Source organism: Bacteroidota bacterium, assembly GCA_016720935.1.
GTDB lineage: Bacteria > Bacteroidota > Bacteroidia > AKYH767-A > 2013-40CM-41-45 > JADKJP01.
Window position 1 is genome coordinate 653,642 of record JADKJP010000007.1, and the last position, 21,241, is coordinate 674,882.

A 21,241-nucleotide genomic window follows, 5' to 3' on the forward strand; every position below is an offset into this window, starting at 1 on the left:
AAAGCTGCGCCAGGCATGGTTTAGAATAATTGTACAACTTTGATTAAGAAAAGAATATGTCCAGTCTGTCGTATTATCGAAATTTTCACATCTTCAATTCCTGTTTGTAAACCCTGAGATAGTATGGCTGAACACATACAGCATGCACAACACGATTACCCCATCCCAGACAAATCAATTCACCCCAAAAAAATAATCTTACGATGAATATTTTCCTCCGGCTAAAACACTGGCAACTCTTCATTTTGTTGATGGGACTACCAATCCTATTACAAGGCATCGGAGCTTTTTCAATATTTGCTACAAAAGATGCAAGAATGTTGCTTGCCACATTTCCTTTCATTTTGGTTCTGTTTATTGGCATCTTCCTCGGCTGGTTCTATACACTTGGAATTAACCTTCATAAAAAACTTCCCGATACCGTAAAAATGAGCCTGTCCAGATTCAAATTGTTCCTCTTCATCCCCATGACCTACCTGCTCGCCTTATGCATCTGGATGACAAGCTTATTTTTAAACACACCTGATGGCGGAAATCACACTCCTGGAATTTTCCTCTTGATAATCCCCCTGCATTTATTTTCAATGTTCTGTTTGCTCTATTGTATCTATTTTATAGCCAAAAGTCTCAAAGCAGTTGAAATGCAAAAACCGGCTTCCTTCAACGACTACGCAGGGGAGTTTTTTCTGATCTGGTTTTTCCCGATCGGAGTCTGGATCATCCAGCCAAGAATCAATTCCTTGTTTGATCACGAAATGCATTATGCACAAACCAATTAATCAAAGCCAGACAAAAAAGTCAGTATTTCAAGAGCTTCGTTTTTTTTCTTTTCATATTTTTTTGGAACGACACATTCAGTCTTCCTCCTTCCGCCCTTCCCGTGCTCCGCTCGTCCCTCGCTGCGCCCGGGGTTGGATTGCATTTGATAGCGCATCTTAAAGAGTGCAATCCTGTTCCATTACTGAAAAATAATGATGAATAATCCCGAATCACCGGAATTTAACCGGCTGCAATCCCGATCTTGCAGACAAATACCGCCCTTTTGAATAATACATTTCCTGAAACCCTTAAATCCCTTCAATTTTGACACATTAAAACTCAAAATTGAAATTTCATGAAAAAGTCAGTCATTATTTTTCTTCATATCGGTTTTTGGATCTGCTATCTGCTGCTGATTATGATTGTTGTCGGGGTTTTCTACCGAAGCAATCACAGCTCCGTTGATCAGACTTCAAAAATTCTCAATGCAATTGCCAGTGTCAGCCTGTTTGCCCTTTTTCCCTCTGTTATCACCTTTTACTTCTACTATTTCCTGGTCTTCCCGAAATACCTTCAACATAAAAAGCACCTCTCCGCAATACTTTCCGCCCTGCTCATTTCACTTGCTGCGGCAATTCTAAGCTACATTTCCATTCGATTTTTTATTGAAACCGGGAGGCTCATCGATATGGACGATGGTGGGCGACATGGAAGATCTACGGCACTGCGGACAATTCTTATCACCAGCATTATCGCCTCAATCTCTGGTATGGTCGCTCTTGTTATTAAAGGTTTCATCACCTGGTTCGACGAAAGGAAACTGAAAGAAGAACTGAAACAGAAAAATCACGAAGCCGAACTGGCATTGGTTAAAGCACAGCTGGACCCTCACTTCCTTTTCAACACACTCAACAACATCGATACCCTCATCGTCAACAATGCTACAGATGCCTCGAATTATCTCAACATGCTGAGCGATATACTTCGATTCATGCTGTACGAAACTAAATCAGAGAAAATTCTGCTGGTGCACGAAATCGAATACATTCAAAAATATATTGAATTGCAAAAAATACGCACTTCAAATTTAAATTATGTACATTTCGAAATAAGCGGAAGCCCGGGCAATAAAACAATCGCGCCGCTAGTCTTCATTCCCTTCATTGAGAATGCATTTAAACACGCTACCAATAAAAAAATTGACAATGCTATCAATGTGAAAATTCTGATCGACAAAAACAGCATTGGTTTTATTTGCGAAAACAAATACGATCCTAATCGAAAATACAAACAAGGCAGCAACGGTCTTGGAAATGATCTGATCCAAAAAAGACTGGATCTCATTTACCCGGGAAATCACAAACTGGAAATTGTCAAACATAGCGACATCTACAGTGTTCATTTAACAATTACGAATGGATAAATACACCTGCATCATCATTGAAGACGAACCCCTGGCCCTGCAAAGAACCAAGGGTTTCGTCGATAAAATACCCTTTCTGCAATTGGTCGGAACTTTTGAAGATTCACTGAGTGGACTTACATTTCTTAAAACAAACAAAGTGGATTTGCTTTTTCTCGATATCAACATGGACGAATTATCCGGTATCGAATTGCTCGAAAGTTCAAGGATTGAAAGCCAGGTGATCATTACAACAGCTTACCAGGAATATGCCATCAAAGGATACGAACTCAACGTAACCGACTACCTCTTAAAACCATTTTCCTTTGATCGCTTCCTCAAAGCCGTCAGTAAAGCCCAGGAAAATTTAAAACAACAAATTTCCACACCACAAACAGCACCTGCATTCATTTTTGTTAAAACAGAAAATCGTCTCGAGAAAATTAACATTTCTGATATATTATACATTGAAGGGATGAGAGACTACCGTCGGATTCACACGGTCGAAAAAAGGATTATGACCCTTCAGAATTTCAGCGAACTGGAGCAAATCCTTCCTCCCGGACTGGTTTGCAGGGTACACAAATCCTTCATGGTGGGCATCAACAAAATTGAATCCATCGAAAGGAGTAGAATAAAAATCGCCGATCAGCTGATTCCTATTTCAGATACCTACAAAGAGCAGTTTTTTCAGATCATCAACAATAGAATTTAAACTCTTTAATTCGCTTTGCAGATCAAAGTCCTGATTTCGCAGACAAGCACACATACTTGGCATAGTTGAATTGCAGCACCGGGCTCAGAGGGTGACTTTTGTATCATAAATCAAAAACATTATACAAAAGAACCCCAACATGAAAAATTTAATTTCTACCACTTTCCTGATTATCCTGCTTTCAGGATTTGTCAAAGGTCAAAACCTGACACAAACCGTCAGAGGAACAATTATCGATGCCGACAGCAAATTACCACTCTTTGGTGTCGTGATCCAGCTCAGCAACGATCGCAGCATTGGAACAGTAACCGATATCAACGGCGAATTCAGACTTGAAAAAATGCAGGTCGGTCGGATTTCATTGCTACTCTCTTATCTAGGCTATGAAAGTAAAACCATCTCTGACATTGAAGTAAATTCAGGGAAAGAAAAAGTCCTTGAACTATCCATGCAGGAATCTTTACTCAAATTAAAAGAAGTTGAAATCAAAGCCATCAAAAACAAAGGAGAGGCACTCAATGAAATGTCTCTGATCAGTACACGATCCATTTCAGCCGAAGAAACAAAACGCTATGCAGGCGGACTGGACGATCCTTCCAAAATTCTGTCGAACTATGCCGGAGTCACAGCATCACAAAACGGACAGAACGATATTATCGTTCGCGGCAACTCACCAAAATATGTACAATGGCGTCTGGATGGAGTAGAAATTACCAACCCGACTCACTTTGGCGATCAAAACGCGGTGAATGGTGGTGTCAGTGCACTCAACAACAGCCTGCTCGGAACTTCGGATTTTTCTACAGGCGCTTTCACACCCGAGTACGGCGATGTATTATCCGGAGTCTACGATGTAAAATTCCGAACCGGCAATAACGAAAAACACGAGACATCCATAGGTGTCGGAATTCAGGGAACAGATTTAACACTCGAAGGACCATTCAAAAAAGGATATGGTGGTTCCTACCTCATCAATTACAGGTACTCAACCATTTCACTGCTGAATAAATTGCACGCAATAAAAGTAGATGGCGACCTCAACTATCAGGACGGCGCATTTAAAATTGTATTGCCAACCAAAAAAATGGGAGTATTCTCCATGTTCGGTTTGGCAGGAATGAGCGATGCATCCATGACAGATGTCCGTGCCGACATGATCTCGACTCCAAACAACGGAACCATCTCAGCTGAGCTTACAGAAGATTACGACAAGAGCAATTATCTTTCAAACTATGGAATCAATCACACCATGCCTTTGAGCGACAAAAGTTTTCTCAAGACTACTCTCTCCTATTCAAATGAAGGTATCAGCGAAGACATCTTCAAAATCAAAACAACAAAACTATACGACGATCAGGGCGGGTTTTTAACCGACTCTATTGGTGGCAGAATACAGGATTATAAAAGTCGGATCAAAAACTCCGCATACAGAGCTGCAGTTACATACAACAATAAATTAGATGCTAAAAACACCCTCCAGGTGGGCGCGAAGTATGCACTGCTTGGATACGACAATGCTCTGAGCCGCATGCCGAACAATTCCAATGAATTGTTCACGGTAGCGGACTTTACAGAAAACATCAATACCATCAGCAGTTTCGTGAGCTGGAAACATCGGCTAAAAGAAAATCTTACCATTGTTGCCGGCGTACATAATATGAATGTACTCTACAACAACAAGAGCACAGTCGAACCACGTCTACAACTCGACTGGAAAATCAACAGCTCAAGCGATTTGAACGCGGGTTATGGTAAACACAGTACGATGGAAAGTGTACACAACTATTTCACAAAGGTGAAACAAGCGGACGGAAGTGTCCTCGAACCAAATAAAAACCTGGGCCTGTTAAAAGCCGATCATTTTGTGCTTGGCTATGAAAAACGTTTCGGAGAAAATATCCGGTTAAAAGCGGAAGCGTATTACCAAAGTCTGTACAATTTACCTGTAGAAAATCTGAACACCAGCTCCTACGCGACCATCAACGAAGGAATCGAATTCAACTATGTTGACCTGGTGAATAAAGGAACAGGGAAAAATTACGGTATTGAACTGACGCTGGAACGCTTCTTCAACAAAAGTTACTATTACCTGATCAACGCTTCGCTTTACAATTCCAAATACAAAGCGATGGACGGAGTGGAACGAAACACACAATACAATGGCAACTATCTTGTAAATGTATTGATCGGAAAAGAATTCGCCAATCGTGGAAAAAAGAAAAACCAGACATTGAATGTGAACGCGAAAGTATTTTTCGGAGGTGGTAAGAGATACATTCCATTACTGAGAGATGCAAACGGAAATCTTGCTGTTGATCCCGCAAACAACAAATTCTGGGATAACGAAAAAGCTTATGAAAAGAAATTTGAAGATATCTATCAGGTAAACATTTCTGCCAGCTACAAGTGGAACAAACAAAAAGTAACGCATGAATTATTTCTCACAATCAACAACATCACCGACGCCAACGGAAAACTTTCAGAATATTACGATGAAAAAGTCCCCGGAAATGTAGGCAATGTAAGACAGTTCGGAATGTTCCCGAATCTGATGTATCGCTTGTATTTTTGAAATAGAGATGCATAAAGCGAAACAACAATACGCAAAGGGCGCAAAGAATAATCTTTGCGCCCTTTGCGTATTTGCGTGAAATAATAAATGCTTTATTATATGTTCTTTAACTCAGCTTACCCAAAGCTTCCTCGGTCTTTCTCCACTCCTCTATCAAAGAAGGAATCATTGTGGAACAGTCTGCCGGATTCGTTGATTTTCCAATTAGTTCAATCTGGCGGCACACTTCTGCGAGCAAATTAGCTCCAATGTTTAAAGCGGAACCTTTTAATTTATGAGCAAGCTTACTCATGCCCTGCCAGTCCTTTTCTTTACAAAGCCTTTCCATATCCTTTGTAATTTCTCTTCCCTGATCAATAAACATTGCGATTACCTGTGAGAAAAATGTAGGATCAGATCCTGCTGTCATGTCGCGCAAACGCTGAATGACAGTCATATCAAGAACTACATCTGAAGATTTTTCAGAATTACGATTGTTGTTTTGTTGAACCATTTCGGCTCTTACCTGAATATACCTTCCACCCCACTTGCGGATACGCTCAACAATTTCCTCGATCTGGAACGGTTTGCTGATATAATCATCCATTCCTGCCTCCATACATTTCTCTTTATCACCTTCCAATGCAAAAGCTGTCATTGCGACAATGATCGGGCGATGCTCAAGGTTCATTTTTTGAATGATAAACCTTGTCGTCTCAAGACCATCCAATTCAGGCATCTGAACATCCATGAAAATTAAATCATAGGATTCTTTTCTAAGGACATCAATTACTTCCAGTCCGTTGCTCACAATCTTCGGAGTATAACCCAGGCCTTCAAAAATATTTAATGCCAGTTTCTGGTTGATCTGGTTATCTTCCGCAATCAGAATTTTTATAGGTACATGTTGCGCCAGTTTAATATCCATGCGACCCAGATCCTTGTCATGCTGGCTACGCGAATGATCTTCTACCGAGAACACACCAATCAGGATATCCAGCACTTTTGAACGATCCACATTTTTGGGAATGACCGCTGAAACAATTTCTCCGCTGTAATCAAAGACAACATTATCCGACTCGTCAGCATTGAAGAGTACTATCGGCAATTCTCCTTTTCTCCGGATCTGACGGATTTGTTCGGCAAGATTCAATGCTTTTGCACTGATCATTTGTGCGTCAATCAATACAAGATTTAATTCGTCGCCGGTACGAACCATTTCGAGTGCTTTACCTGCTTCATCTACCGAACGTGGAACCATATTCCAGCGACGGAAATAATTCGAGTATATATCTGTTTCTGTTTTATCGTCACTGATGAGCAATACGTGTGAATTGACCAGCTTGTTGGTACCATTACCCGTACTTCTCGGAGTATCCGACTTGGATACAGACTCTGTTTTTATCGTGAACTGGAAATTTGATCCTTGTCCCGGAACACTTTCTACCCAAATTTTTCCACCCATCAATTCGACAAGGTTTTTGCAAATCGCGAGTCCGAGGCCCGTTCCACCATAAGTCTTAGCGGTTCCGGCATCGGCTTGAGAGAAGCTTCGGAACAGTTTGCCAATTTTATCAGGTGGAATTCCCACACCGGTATCTTTCACCTCAAAGAGTAAATCAATTTTATTCTCTTGTTCCTTCAACAAGGAGACACTAATAGTAATGGTACCTTTCGGAGTGAACTTTATGGCATTACCCACCAGATTCATCATGATCTGACGCAAACGGGTGATGTCTCCATATATATAGGCAGGCACCGAACGGGCAATGGTATATTGCAAAGCAAGGTGCTTTTCAATTGCTTTGGATGACATCAGATCGAATGTCTCTTCAATAGCGCGTTTGATAAGGAATGGTTTGTGTTCCAATTCCATCTTCGCCGATTCGATCTTGGAATAATCAAGAATGTCGTTGATGACAGATAATAAAGCTTCACCACTGAGCAGAATTGAATCGACATAATCCTGCTGTTTGGGAGAAAGTGAAGTCTGATTAAGCAACTTGCCCATTCCGATAACACCATTCAGTGGTGTCCGGATTTCATGACTCATCGTCGCGAGGAAACTTGATTTTGCTTCAGTAGCTGCTTCCGCCTGGTTTTTCTCCCTGATTAATTTCAGTTCAGAAACCTTTCTTTCAGTTACATCATGACCAAACAATGAAACACTGATCACTTTATTAAAATCATCCTTCACCGGTGTCACGACGATTTCAATATCGACTCGTTTTCCGTGCATCACCACATTGCGTTCCTGAATAAAATTCTCACCGGTCAAGGCACGCTTGTGCATGTCAAGATATTCCGCGTGAAAATTCTCAGGCAATATGTCAAGAAGATTAAATCCAGTTTCAACGACGATACCTGTAAGCCCGAACAAAATATCACAGAGCTTCGAATTGATCAGTAATATGGTATGATGCTTATCCACCGACAGGATGGAATATTCAGCATTCTCAACAAGCGCGCTGAGTTTATTTTTACTATCCGCCATTGAGCGCTCGACGCGTTTACGTTGGGTAATATTCTCAACCATCGTAATCACAAACTGCGGACGACCTTTTTCATCGCGTGAAAGAGAAGCGGTCTCGTTCACCCAGATCACTTCATTATTCCGTTTTACAAAACGCTTTTCCCTTTTACTCAGCGGTACATCTCCCCTGAAAATCGCGGAAATATTCTTTTTCTCTTTCTCCTTATCTTCCGGATGCAAAACATCGAGAAAACTAAGTTGCTGCAATTCAATTTCGGTATAACCCAACAGATTACAAAAAGCTTTGTTCGCTCTCGTGAATTTATAATTCATTCCGATGAATGCCATAGCCTGCAATCCATCCTCAAACAATCTCTTTGACGTCGGATCCGATTCAATTGTAACTGCAGTTTTTGAGGATTCAGCATCCTGAATTGGCTCAGCTTTCAAATGACTCAGATCCGTAATGCGAACAGTGAGCAGCGACTCTGAAGCGGAAGATGTTTTCACCGCCTGCATCAAACCTCTGATTTTTTTGCCTTTCAGACTCACGTACTCCGCCTTAGCTGATGCTCTGCCCTGACTTTCCAAGCCACGACGGATTTGTTTTTTTTCCTCTACGGTCCAATCTGTCGCCAGGAACGAATTGAGATCATGCCCAAGCAATGCATTTTTATCTTCGGTTTCAAACAAACGGAGTGCTTCATCCGAACAATCGAGAATCAATCCTGTGGAAACACTGATGTAAAAAACAGGGTCTTCAAAAACAGGCTGAATAATTTTTTCTTCTTCAATGATTTCTTCCTGTTCCTCTTCAATGATTTCCTGTGTACCGGAAACTCTGAACCACATGTAGAACAGTGTGAGTATCACAAATCCAAACAAACTGAGCAGGAGGAAAAAAGTAAAATGCAATTGAAGCAGATAATCGAGCACAAACACCAGGGCATATACCACGGCCACTGCTACCAGCAGGAGACGGTATAAAACCTTTCGTCCTTCATCAGGAATAGGTCTTCGGATATTTTTAATTTTTGTACTCAATGGGTAAAAGCCCAATTATGACTTGTTCTTTATATGGGTTCTGTCTCAGTATGTTTTCAAAACCACCCTCATATATTCGTAAAAAACGATGTTTTTATTACAAAAACGAAGATTCACGCGGATTTTGAAGGGTCTGTGACTGAACCTGAATTGTCTCGTCTTTTTTTCAGACAGAATGCTCTGAAAGCCTTAGTGGGCGCTGATTTGAGGAGAATAATACGAAAAAACCCGGCCCTCAAGATAAATCTCAAATTGGGACCGGGTTCTTAAAACCTTCTTTTTATCAAATTCGGTAAAAAATCAACTACCGAATCTTACACTTTTTGGAGCTCAGATTTTACAAAATCAACAAGTTCACGGATGTATTTTTCGGAAAAATCGAAGCGAATTCCTGCCGCGCTATAGATCTCCGGAATCGAACAACTATAACCCAATTTCAAAGCATTCATGTATTGTTCGATGGCTTTTTGCGGATTCTGTTTGTAATTCCTCCACACAGCTATGGCGCCCAGTTGAGCCATTCCATATTCGATGTAGTAAAATGGAACTTCAAACAAATGCAATTGTTTCTGCCACATCGCTTCCAATGCATTTTGGTCGGTTGACCAATCAACAACCTTTGAACTGAATTGCAGATAAATCCTTTTCCATGCTTCTGTGCGTTCACTTGTTGTATGATCAGGATTCATATACAACCAATGCTGGAAGTGATCAACACAGGCTATCCATGGCAACGCTTCGATAACGTTCTCCAATTGCTCACGACGTGCTCTGCGCAAATCATCGGCATTCTGGAAGAAATGATGCCAGTGCTCCATTGAAATCAATTCCATACTCATGGAAGCAAGCTCAGCAACTTCTGATGGAAGTTCTTTGAACCCGATGAAATCGAGTTTGCTTGTCAACATGGAATGAATTGCATGACCACCTTCGTGTACCATCGTGATCACATCGCGAAGCGAACCGCTTGCATTCATAAAAATAAACGGAACACCCGATTCATATAAAGGATAATTATAACCTCCCGGCGCTTTTCCAATTCGTGAATCAAGATCGATGTAATTCAAACGCTGAAGCGTTTTTGTAACCTCTCCAAAATAAGGATGAATGTCGCTGAAACACGCGATCGTTTGGGTCATCAATTCTTCACCCTTGGTAAAAGGTTTCATGTCCGGACGGCCTTGTGTATCGACATCGAGATCCCAGGGTTTCAACGCATCGAGTTTGAGCTCTGCTTTTCTTTCTTCCAGCAATGAATCAAGAACAGGAACAATGCTGGTTCGAACGGATTCGTGAAAACGCAAACAATCTTCCGGAGTATAATCGAAACGATCCAGTTCCACGAATTTATAATCACGGTAATTCGCGAAACCGGCCTGACGTGCAATGCGGTGACGCAATGTGATCAGTTCATGAAAAAGTCCATCGAGCTTCTCAAGATCCTGTTGGCGGCGACTAACAATTTTATGATACACCGATTCCCGTACAGAACGATCCGGATTCTTCAAAAGATTGGATGCTTGTTGTAAGGTCAGCGTTTTTCCGTTCACCTCAACGGTCATTGCGCCTGCCGTTTCACCGTACTTTTGCTCTTTCACAGTCATCTCTGCCTGCAATGGAATGTTTTCTTCCCTGAAAATACGGATGGAATTTTCTACCTGTTTCAAATATAAACTGTAACGCTTGTCAAGTTCTGTTCTGAACGGGCATTCAATCAATTTCCTGTTCAGTCGATCCGCGAATGGTTCAATCTTCGGATTGATATTTTCGATGAAGTGCGTGTAAGCTTCCGTAAGCTTCTTGTCGGTCGTATCGCAGGTCATGCGAATATACAACCAACCAAGATGCTCCGAAACGATGGATTCGAGTTCTGTAACATCTGTAAGCCATTTCTGAAGATCAGCAACGGAATCAATTTTACGATTCTGAAGATCCAGATAAAATGGTTCAAGAGATTCCCATGTACTCAGGTCAAGACTGGCCGGTAAAAAGTTGCGCCGGATTTTTTCCGGCGCGTTTACTGTATTAGTTGTCATTGCGATTAAACTTTTTTACGGGTTTTTGCAGTTGTTGCTTTTGCTGATTCCGCTTTAGGACCGTGTGCTTCGTGCTTCTTCGGAATCGGCTTATCATGATCCGCCGCCGCAAGAAGTTTCTCATCCGCTTCTCCGCCGGTTTCTTCTTCCTTGGAGAAATCAATCTTATCTTTCAGAATATCATACCACACCAGCATCTTTTTGATATCCGATGTATAAACTCTTTCTTCGTCAAAAGTTGGAACAATCTTTTTGAAATAATCCCTCAGCTTTGCGCCATCCGCTTTCGGATCCACACCAAGTTTTTGTCCTTCCTTTTGCTGAATCTCTTTGTAGATTTCACGCAATGGCATATCCTCACCGGTAGTGTACACAGCGATATCCACCAGTGTCATGATGCGTTGAGTTGAATTGATAAGGGTTCTTTTTGAATCAGCAAGCGATTCAACGATGAAACCGTTTTTGTTGTTTGCGACAACTTTGTACAAGCCGCTCATTCCGGGCACTGAAATAATATCTTTTAATTCCATAAAATTGATTTCTAAATAGGATACAAAGTTAAAACGAAAATCGAAAGAAGATATTGAATTCGGTAAATTATTCTACCGGGTATTCAACACCTTTTCACCGGTCTTTTAATCGATTACCAGGAAAAATAAGCGCACAGATGCGTTCACTCCAAATTGAATATTCACAAGACCGGACACAAAACGTAATAAACAAACAACCCATGGCTTATGCGGCCATGGGTTGAAATTCAAGGTTCTTTTATTATTTAATGATGGTCAATGGTAAGGTTTTTACCAGGCCACCACTTTGCAAACGATAAAAATAATTTCCTGCGGATAACTGGCTCAGATCAACTGTGACTGAATATTTTCCGCCATTCAATTTCTCAGAAACAACAGATTTGACCTTCTCACCCATAGTTGTGTAAATTGACAATTCAGTCTCGTTTGCCTGAGGAAGTACGAAACTAATCGTACTTTGATTATTTGCCGGGTTTGGATAACTCTGCGATAAAGAAAATGCTCCGGACATCGGAATCTCGGTCATGCCGGTGCTCAGGTTGTCATAACGAATCTGAGCAGCATCAGCGCTTGCCTGAATCATGCTTAAATCCTCACCGGCAATCAATGCAAATGCGACTTTTACTGAATCATTGTTTGCCAGATTGAACGGACCTGTTGAAACTATCTGGATAATATCATTTCCTGTTGCCGCGGAAGTCCCGCCATCCTGACGGAATGTAGACAGAGATAAGTACTTATCCGCGTTGCTGTAACCATCAAACATATCCAGACCTCCGTTCCCTCCGCTGATATTGTCAATCGCATAGCTGTTGAAAGCACCCGGAGAAAGTAATTTCATTCCGGCATACAGACCAGCGACATCAGTACTCCATGCATAACCCATCATTCGACTGTTATCGACAGAACATTTGTTGTTTGCATAAGCTGGTATATCCCAATCCGCAAACAATCCCGCAAAGAGATTAGATAAATTTCCTCCACTTGTATTTTTAATAGTATACTCTACGATGATATATTTTCTGTCAGCGGGTGCCATCCATGCGTATGCACGATGAGTTACAAATACGCTGATTGGTGATACGGATGTAAGTCCGTTATCACGGAACTTCCCATAAGCATCAAAATCAGAATAAACTCCCGGCTCCTGACTTGACACAGCGAGAACCGAAGCGAAATCTTCATCATAGCCGGAACCATCACCGCGTACACAATCAGAAACCTGTGTTCCGGTAGCGCCAATCATCAGACCCATTTCATAAAGTATTGTAGCGCCTCCCATATAAGTGAATCCTAATCCACCCAGCTGGCCGCTGGCATTGTATCCAATAAGTCCTTTGCTTGTGATTGTCGATGCAACATCATTGATCGCGATATTGATGTAATCCACGTTCACGATCAGAATGAATGAATAAACATCTGACCACGTTCCATCGGTCATCGTAATTTTGAAACGAACTTCCGTATTTGCTCCTGCGGAAGGATTGATCACCACTTTGTATGGACTTCCGGAATTGGTGGCTGTAGCCAATGTGCCTACTACACCCGGAGTGAATGTACTGTTCAAAACAGTAACAGCCGTATTTGTCGTAGACAATACACAGGTCAGGTTCGCTGTTGGACGCAGCAGATTTTTGAATACAGCGGTCATATCCAGCGTATCACCGATCACGAATGCATTATCATTATTATCAGTAATGTCAAGACTCTCCACTACAACACCCGGAGAAACAGAATCGGTGATGGCAGTAAACAAGTTCACCCTTCCTTTACCAAGTTTGTTACGGTAAGGGGTGTTTCCACTTGCGCTATAAATATCATCACAAGTGATTCGCAATTGCTCACCAACCTGCAAGGCGTTCATAGTAGGAAATCTGGATTTCACAATCGCCGCGCATCCGGCTGCTATCGGAGAAGCCATGGATGTTCCGCTGTAAGCTGTATAAGTATCATTGAATACAGTTGAATAAATCTGGTTTCCGGGAGCACAAACATCAATGGAATATCCAAAATTTGAAAATCCCGCTTTGCTGTCGGTACTGGTAGTCGCGGCGACACTCAATACATATTTGTAAGAACTTGGGTAATGTTCCTCTTCAAGTCCATCATTTCCGGAAGCAGCTACAACAAGTGCATCCATATCTATCGTAGCGTAGGTAATTACATCCTGCTCAAACTGACTGATACCACCTGTACGTCCCCATGAACAGTTGATCACATCCGCGCCATGATCCGCTGCATAAACGATTCCGTCGTATCCATTATCAATGGATGTAGAACTTGCATCAAGTGAAACTTTCACAGGAAGAAATTTGCAACGGAAAGCCGGACCTGCAACTCCTACTCCATTATCTGTTACTGCGGCGGCACAACCACTCACGTGTGAACCATGATCACTGTTCACCACCATCGGGTCATTATCATTCTCACTTACATCCCACCCGCGGAAATTATCAATGAATCCATCGTTGTCATTATCTGTGCCATCAATCGGATCATTCCAGTTATACTTAATATTTCCTGCCAGATCCGGATGATCCCAGTCTGTGCCACTGTCGACAATTCCTACAACAGTATTTGTATCACCTTTCCAAACATCCCAGGCATTGTACAAATTGATTTTCGCGTTTTGGTACTGCGAAGCAATTTGTGGATCGTTCGGAGTGTAATCCATCTGGTTTAAGTAGACCGGCTCAGCATAAGCGACACTACCGGTAGCCATCACTTTAGTAATCACATCTGAAATATTCAGATCCGCAGGAAAAGAAACAGAATAAATCAGACTCAAATCCGTAGGTTTTTCGCCATTTCTGTTTAGTGCCATGACAGGAGCCTGCTTTGAAGGGAATCTTTTCTTCAAACCGCTTGCCTGTAAAGATTGCAGCACAACACTGAGTTTCGATTCAGAAATCTCAGTTGGAGAACATTGTGAACGGAATTCAGGCTTGACTTTGATGATTAATTCACCGGCTTTAATTCTGGCACCGTTGAAATTCAACTCCGCGACATTTCGCTGAGTACCGCTCACAGCATTATTTGCCAGAGGATTAGCGGCGAATGTAAATAAGGATTGGGTCACCAGAAATGCTCCGAGGAACATCCGGCCAAAAGTTCTTTTCATGGATAATAGATTTTTTAGCTAAACAGAAGGCACAAGGTAATTTGAATTTTTCGGATGACCAAGGTCTCTCCAGTCCCTACAATATTCCTTCATCAAATCTTCGATTTGTCAAAGTTTTTCGTAGAAAGGGACTTCTTCCAGAAAATGATAACTCTTGTTAGCATGATCAAGGGTGCAGCAAAAGGTCTCATAACCATTTGTCAGAATAAAAATCCGGGCATCGACAGTCAGATTATACCTGGCAGCCTGATCAAAGACTTCCTGTGTGATTTTTACATTCGGGGCTTTGCATTCTACTAAAAGCATAGGTTTCATGTCCGAATCATGGATGAGAATATCGTATCTTCGCTCCAACCTGTTCACTACCACCCTTTTCTCTACACCGGTAAGGGATTTCGGATAATGCTTATCGAGGATCAAAAAGTGCAGAATATGCTGTCTTACCCATTCTTCCGGACTTAAACGAACATATTTTCCCCGAACTATGTCGAAAATTTTTAAACTTTGTCCGCCAGAGGTATCTGACCTTAGCTTAAACTTGTACTCCGGGAAATGCAGTTTTGGTAATTCCACCCTAATTTTTTTTACGAAAATACCTTTATGAATAATAAAAAAGAAATTGTTGAAAACTGGCTTCCCCGGTACACCGGTACGGAATTAAAGGATTTTGGCAAATATATCCTCCTGACCAATTTTAATCACTACGTACGGTTGTTTAGCGAATGGAACAATGTTCCAATTAACGGTCTGGATAAGCCGATGCCAAACGCGACACATGACGGCATCACCATCATCAACTTCGGGATCGGTAGTCCGAACGCGGCTCTCATCATGGATCTCCTGTCTTCTATCGCTCCCAAGGCTGCATTGTTCCTGGGAAAATGTGGTGGGCTGAAAAAGAAAAACAAACTGGGAGATCTCATTCTCCCCATCGCCGCGATTCGCGGAGAAGGAACATCCAACGATTACCTCCCTCTTGAAGTGCCTGCTCTTCCCGCATTCAGTTTGCAAAAAGCGGTTTCCACAACTATCCGGAACAATGATAGCGATTATTGGTCCGGAACGGTTTTCACCACCAACCGCCGTGTCTGGGAACACGATAAAGAATTTAAAAAGTATCTTCAAACAACACGATCCATGGCAATTGACATGGAAACTGCTACCATATTTATCGCCGGATTCGCCAATAAAATACCTACTGGCGCTCTCTTGCTTGTCTCTGACCAGCCCATGATTTCTGCAGGAGTAAAGACAGCGGAAAGTGACAAAAAAGTAACCGAAAAATATGTGAACGCGCACCTGAAAATCGGCATTGCTTCACTGAATGAATTAATTAATAACGGACTCACAGTAAAACATCTGCGTTTCTAAGTGAAAATTGCATGACCTACGATCAGATCATAGCTGAACTTAAGAAAAAGATCTATTCACCTGTCTATTTTTTGCAGGGGGAAGAGCCTTTTTACATTGATCAGATCGCCAATTACATAGAGAACGAAGTCCTTACAGAAAGCGAAAAGGAATTCAACCAGACTGTACTCTATGGAAAAGATCTTGACCTTCCGACCCTTTTCAGTTATGCGAAACGCTACCCGATGATGTCCAATTATCAGGTAGTCATTGTAAAAGAAGCACAGGACATCAAAGACCTTGCTGGAAAAAAAGAATCTGCTGATGGTGCAGGTAAAAGTGGAAAAAAGAATGATTCAAAAGATCACTTCCTGGATTATCTTCAGAACCCGACGCCTACTACCATCCTTGTGTTTTGTTACAAATACAAAACCATCGATAAACGTACTAAGGTTGCAAAAGTACTTGACAAAGCAGGAGTAGTTTTTGAATCAAAAAAAATCTATCAGGACAAAGTTCCCGCATGGGTTAATCAGTATGTTTTATCAAAAGGACATCGCATCAATCCAAAAGCTTGTGTGCTGATGGCTGAATATTTGGGCGCGGATCTCAGTCGTATTGCCAATGAAGTAAATAAATTATTACTCAACCTGAAAGCCGGTGATGAGATTACAGCGAAACACGTTGAAGAGAATATCGGCATCAGTAAAGAATTCAATATTTTTGAACTGCAAAACGCTTTGGGAAAAAGAAATATTCTGAAAGCAAATCAGATCGTAAATTATTTCAGCGCTAACCCGAAAAGCAATCCGATTCAGTTCACCATTCCACAACTCTATTCTTATTTTCACAAACTTCTTACGCTTCATTCTCTTGTGGACCGTTCACAAAATAATGTTGCAAGCATCTTAGGTGTCCATCCCTATTTCGTTCAGGATTATGAATCAGCTGCAAAGGCTTATTCCAGGGATCACTGCGTACGCAATATCAGTTTCATCCGCGATTATGACCTCCGCGCCAAAGGCATCAAACCATCCAGCGCTGATGACGGAGAACTGATGAAGGAATTGGTGTATAAAATACTCCACTGATTTTTGGTTCCGAGTTCCGAGTTCCGAGTTCCGAGTTAAAATGAAATATAATATTTCTTAAAATAAATTTGAGTTCTGCTCAGATGAACAGAAATTAAAAAACTAATTTTCTAATTTACCCGAATCCAACCCGGAACCCGAAACCCGGAACCCGAAACCAAAGATGAACTACTGGCTCGTAAAATCCGATCCCGAAACCTATTCCTGGCATGATCTGCTGAAAGATGGCAAGACCAGCTGGGATGGCGTTCGTAATTATGCGGCACGCATTCATTTAAAAGGAATGAAGAAAGGCGACAAAGTCCTGGTTTATCATAGTGGTAATGAGTCATCCGTAATTGGAATCGCGTCTGTTTCAAAAGAATTTTATCAGGACCCTACGACATCCGACATTGCATGGGTTTCCGTTGAATTAAAAGCTGAAAAAGCACTTCCAAATAGTGTCACTTTAAAACAAATTAAGAGTGAAAAGTCTCTAAGCAATATCGGTCTTGTAAAAATCGGGCGACTTTCTGTGATGCCTTTGACTAAAGAAGAATTTGAAACAATTTTATCATTAGCTAAGTAATTTTTTCTTCGATAGTTTTTTTTGAACTGAAAAGAAGGTGCTGTTTTCATGAAGTATTAACATAAAGTGTTAACTCAAAAAGCAGGGCCTTACATCCTGACCAAATTATTACAATCAAATGGAGTAAATATCAGCCCATTGGTTACATTTGCCGCAAGTAAATTTCATATGCGCAGAATTCTATTCTTTTCCCTGCTGGGAATCTTATTCAATTTAGGCCTCCATGCACAAACCGCTGAAATCCGTGGGTTTGTATACGAAGCAGAATCAACAGAACCATCCATTTATACCAGTGTATATCTGAAAGGTACTACCTATGGCGCTCAGACAAATCTGGACGGATTTTTTTCCATCTCCAAGGTACCTCCGGGCAGCTACACTTTGTTGATCACTTCCATAGGATTTGACAGCATTATCATGCCATTGACTTTGAAGAGCGGAGACCTCTTAACACGAAAGATCTTTTTAAAAAAGTCCGCTGTTCAGATGAAAGAAATAAATGTTTCTGCTGAAAGTGAAGAGAAGAAAACCGATGTACGTATTTCAGTAAATAAAATTACACCAAAAGAAATAAAGCAAATCCCGACAGTTGGCGGCGAACCGGATCTTGCCCAATACCTGCAAGTACTTCCGGGAGTAATTTTTTCCGGCGATCAGGGCGGACAATTGTATATCCGGGGAGGTACACCTATCCAAAATAAAGTGCTGATGGATGGTATGGTAATTTACAATCCGTTTCACTCCATAGGACTATATTCAGTATTCGACGCCGACATCATCCGTGCAGCGGATGTTTATACAGGAGGTTTCAATGCCGAATACGGAGACCGCATTTCTTCAATCATGGATATCACCACCCGTGATGGAAATAAAAAAAGAATCGCGGGAAAAGTGAGCGCTAATACCTTCACGGCAAAAGCACTTCTGGAAGGACCGCTGAAAAAAGAAAAAGAAGATCAGGAAGGCAGTTCTTCTTTTCTTCTCACAGTTAAAAATTCCTATCTGGACAAAACATCCAAATCACTTTACAACAACCTCGATTCTGCCGGTCTCCCCTATTCCTTTACGGATGTATATGGGAAGCTTTCTTTCAACAGTTCTTCCGGCAGCAAAGTGAATCTGTTCGGTTTCCGTTTTGAAGACAATGTCGATTACAACGAAGCGACCAACCTGCATTGGACGAGTTCAGGGTTCGGAAGTAATTTTCTACTTGTACCTTCCGGCTCATCGGTTCTGATTGATGGAAATTTCGCTTACTCAGGATATAAAATCCGTCTCAAAGAACCAGACGGTCGTGACCGCTACAGTGAAATCCGCGGATTCAATACCGGATTGAATTTCTCTTATTTCCTTGGCAAGGATGAGTTGAAATATGGTCTGGAATTGCTGGGCTTTAAAACCGATTATCAGTTCACAAATAATTATGGCTCCAGCAATGGACAAACTGAAAATACTACCGAACTGGCGGCTTTTCTGAAATATAAAAAGATCGCCGGAAAATTTGTGATCGAACCCGGGATACGCTACAACTATTATTCCTCCTTATCGGAATCTTCCCTCGAACCCCGCATCGGTTTGAAATTTAATCTGAGTGATAAAATCAGGCTCAAAGCAGCAGGAGGATATTACAGCCAAAATCTTTTGTCAGCATCCTCCGATCGTGATGTGGTGAATTTATTTTATGGCTTCTTATCCGGTTCGGATGATTTACCCTCCAAATTTGATGGAAAAGATGTGACATCGCGTTTGCAAAAAGCAAAGCATGCAATCGGTGGAATTGAAATTGATCTGCCTTTACATCTTTCGTTAAACGTTGAAGCATATTTCAAAGACTTCACACAGCTTGAAAATATTAACCGTGATAAAATTTACGAAGACGACGGACAGCACAGCGAAAAACCGGATTATCTGAAACAGGATTTCATCATTGAATCCGGAACAGCCAGAGGCGTTGACTTCCTGCTGAAATACGATTACCGCAAATTATACGTTTGGGCGGTTTACTCTCTTGGCTATGTCAAAAGATTTGACGGAGTCCGCACCTACGAACCCAGCTTCGATCGTCGTCACAATGTTAACCTGGTTGTTTCCTACAAGTTTGGAAAGAAAGATGCATGGCAGGCAAACGTTCGCTGGAATTTTGGCTCACCATTCCCATTCACCCAAACACAGGGCTTTTACGAACAGTTGATTTTACCTGAAGGATCCGGTTCAAACATTTCCAATCAAAATGGTCAACTGGGAATTTTCTACGGAGAGTTGAACAAAGGTCGTCTTTCCTACTTCCATCGCCTCGACATTTCATTGCAACGTGCATTTCACATTTCAAAAAACTCAACACTGGAAGTTGTTGCCGGTGTAACAAATGTGTATGATCGGGACAATATCTTTTATGTCAACCGTGTGACGAATTCAAGAGTCTACCAGCTTCCGATTCTTCCAAGCTTCGGAATGAACATGACTTTTTAAGAGGTTCAAATCCGCATTCAGGATGCAAAGCAGTGTTTACTTCTGCTTTCAAAAGATCAATGAATAATGAATGCGCGGTATCGAGGAATTCGTAAAATAAACAGAAGAAGCAGTTTTATGCTTTCGGGATGCCCCCGAATCCGTACGAAATAATTTCCGGTAATGCTTTACAACCTGCCGGCCGCAGGCATAACCAATGGCAGCACCAGGAAGCAGATCCGATGCCCAATGCTCGTGTTCCACCAAGCGGCTTACTGCCACCAACGAAGCCAGTGAATAAGCGATGTAAGGCACCGCTTTCTTATCTTCAAACTGCAATGCAAAAACTGTAGCGATTGAAAACGCGGCAGCTGTATGACCACTCGGAAATGCGTCAAATGCAGCAACACTTCTCCCCCTTTTTATTTCCGGATCAAACTGTGCCAGGGGACCAAACCAGTGATCCTTGTTGTATTCCCGATCCATGTATGTCGCGCCGGGACGCATGCGTCCGGTTCCAATTTTGATGATGCGAACCCATACCCCTGCAGTAATTGCAGCCTGGCTTGCGAGAACAGCTGTATGCAATGCCTTTCGTTCATGGAAAATCAGACTATAACCACCATAAGCTGCCAACAAACCATATCCATAATAGTCACCCAACTGTGTAAATTCAGGGCTAATGTATTTTAACCATGGATTCCTGTCTTTTAATGGTCTGACACTTTTTTCAATATCGGGATCAAGAAAATAAAACCCGACTGTCCCGGCACATATCCCGGCAACCTGTAATGCCTGGGACCCTGTCATGTGAAAGGGTGCCGATGCCTGTTCTCCAAAATTATGCAGCAACATCGGGAAATATCCTTTTGAACTGCGGAAAGAATACAGAGAATCCTCTTTGAATTGCTGCTTCCAGGTTTTCTTATTCTGAACAATAGTGCTGTCATTTCCTTCTGCAAACAAGGGAATGGAGCTTATTTCAAAAATAAAAAGAAAGAGGCAAAAGATTAAACGCTTCGGATTCATGATTATGGCTAAACAAGAGCCCGCAAAATAACCAAATCTGCATTTATTTTTTTTTCTCTGTCGCTTATTCTTAATTTTGTACCCCGTGTTGATGATTTTTTCTTTTCGGAATTTCTTCAACTCA

Annotated in this window: 14 protein-coding genes; 8 read left to right on the top strand and 6 right to left on the bottom strand. The window is 41.6% G+C overall.

The window, feature by feature from the left end:
- The first annotated feature begins 203 nt into the window (after positions 1-203).
- From IPP86_16915 to IPP86_16930, 4 genes are all read left to right on the top strand, one after another.
- Complete coding sequence (locus IPP86_16915; GenBank protein ID MBL0140179.1) at positions 204-779, top strand: hypothetical protein; 576 nt, start codon at positions 204-206, stop codon at positions 777-779.
- A 335-nt stretch (positions 780-1,114) separates the two neighbouring features.
- A complete protein-coding gene (locus IPP86_16920) occupies positions 1,115-2,182 on the top strand; it encodes a sensor histidine kinase (protein MBL0140180.1) in 1,068 nt (355 codons plus the stop codon).
- Positions 2,175-2,876, top strand: a complete 702-nt coding sequence (locus tag IPP86_16925; GenBank protein ID MBL0140181.1) for a response regulator transcription factor — start codon at positions 2,175-2,177, stop codon at positions 2,874-2,876. Before IPP86_16920 ends, IPP86_16925 begins: the two co-directional genes overlap by 8 nt.
- A 139-nt stretch (positions 2,877-3,015) precedes the next feature.
- Positions 3,016-5,448 (top strand): TonB-dependent receptor, encoded by a 2,433-nt coding sequence (locus IPP86_16930; protein MBL0140182.1) that lies wholly within the window; start codon positions 3,016-3,018, stop codon positions 5,446-5,448.
- A gap of 106 nt (positions 5,449-5,554) precedes the next feature.
- On the opposite strand, the gene IPP86_16935 is transcribed toward IPP86_16930, so the two are convergent.
- The 5 genes from IPP86_16935 to IPP86_16955 all read right to left on the bottom strand — a co-directional run bounded on the left by IPP86_16935 (position 5,555) and on the right by IPP86_16955 (position 15,204).
- A complete protein-coding gene (locus tag IPP86_16935) occupies positions 5,555-8,944 on the bottom strand; it encodes a PAS domain S-box protein (GenBank protein MBL0140183.1) in 3,390 nt (1,129 codons plus the stop codon).
- Between the two features lie 314 nt (positions 8,945-9,258).
- The gene (locus IPP86_16940; protein ID MBL0140184.1) at positions 9,259-10,980 is read right to left on the bottom strand and encodes a M3 family oligoendopeptidase; all 1,722 of its coding nucleotides are present in this window, start codon (positions 10,978-10,980) and stop codon (positions 9,259-9,261) included.
- Between the two features lie 5 nt (positions 10,981-10,985).
- A complete protein-coding gene (locus IPP86_16945) occupies positions 10,986-11,510 on the bottom strand; it encodes a DUF5606 domain-containing protein (protein MBL0140185.1) in 525 nt (174 codons plus the stop codon).
- A 241-nt stretch (positions 11,511-11,751) separates the two neighbouring features.
- A complete protein-coding gene (locus tag IPP86_16950; protein ID MBL0140186.1) occupies positions 11,752-14,631 on the bottom strand; it encodes a S8 family peptidase in 2,880 nt (959 codons plus the stop codon).
- A 108-nt stretch (positions 14,632-14,739) separates the two neighbouring features.
- Positions 14,740-15,204 (bottom strand): type I restriction enzyme HsdR N-terminal domain-containing protein, encoded by a 465-nt coding sequence (locus tag IPP86_16955; GenBank protein ID MBL0140187.1) that lies wholly within the window; start codon positions 15,202-15,204, stop codon positions 14,740-14,742.
- A 27-nt stretch (positions 15,205-15,231) separates the two neighbouring features.
- On the opposite strand from IPP86_16955, the gene IPP86_16960 reads away from it, so the two are divergent.
- The 4 genes from IPP86_16960 to IPP86_16975 all read left to right on the top strand — a co-directional run bounded on the left by IPP86_16960 (position 15,232) and on the right by IPP86_16975 (position 20,109).
- Entirely contained in the window at positions 15,232-16,002 is a 771-nt protein-coding gene (locus tag IPP86_16960; protein ID MBL0140188.1) for an AMP nucleosidase, read from the top strand.
- 11 nt (positions 16,003-16,013) lie between these two features.
- Complete coding sequence (gene holA / locus IPP86_16965) at positions 16,014-17,072, top strand: DNA polymerase III subunit delta (protein ID MBL0140189.1); 1,059 nt, start codon at positions 16,014-16,016, stop codon at positions 17,070-17,072.
- 163 nt (positions 17,073-17,235) lie between these two features.
- Positions 17,236-17,640 (top strand): EVE domain-containing protein, encoded by a 405-nt coding sequence (locus IPP86_16970; protein MBL0140190.1) that lies wholly within the window; start codon positions 17,236-17,238, stop codon positions 17,638-17,640.
- A 66-nt stretch (positions 17,641-17,706) separates the two neighbouring features.
- Entirely contained in the window at positions 17,707-20,109 is a 2,403-nt protein-coding gene (locus tag IPP86_16975; GenBank protein MBL0140191.1) for a TonB-dependent receptor, read from the top strand.
- A 48-nt stretch (positions 20,110-20,157) separates the two neighbouring features.
- Here IPP86_16975 and IPP86_16980 read toward each other — a convergent pair whose 3' ends face one another.
- Positions 20,158-21,117 carry a phosphatase PAP2 family protein gene (locus tag IPP86_16980; GenBank protein ID MBL0140192.1) on the bottom strand — a complete coding sequence of 320 codons (960 nt, stop codon included), beginning with the start codon at positions 21,115-21,117 and terminating at the stop codon, positions 20,158-20,160.
- Between the last annotated feature and the right edge of the window lie 124 nt (positions 21,118-21,241).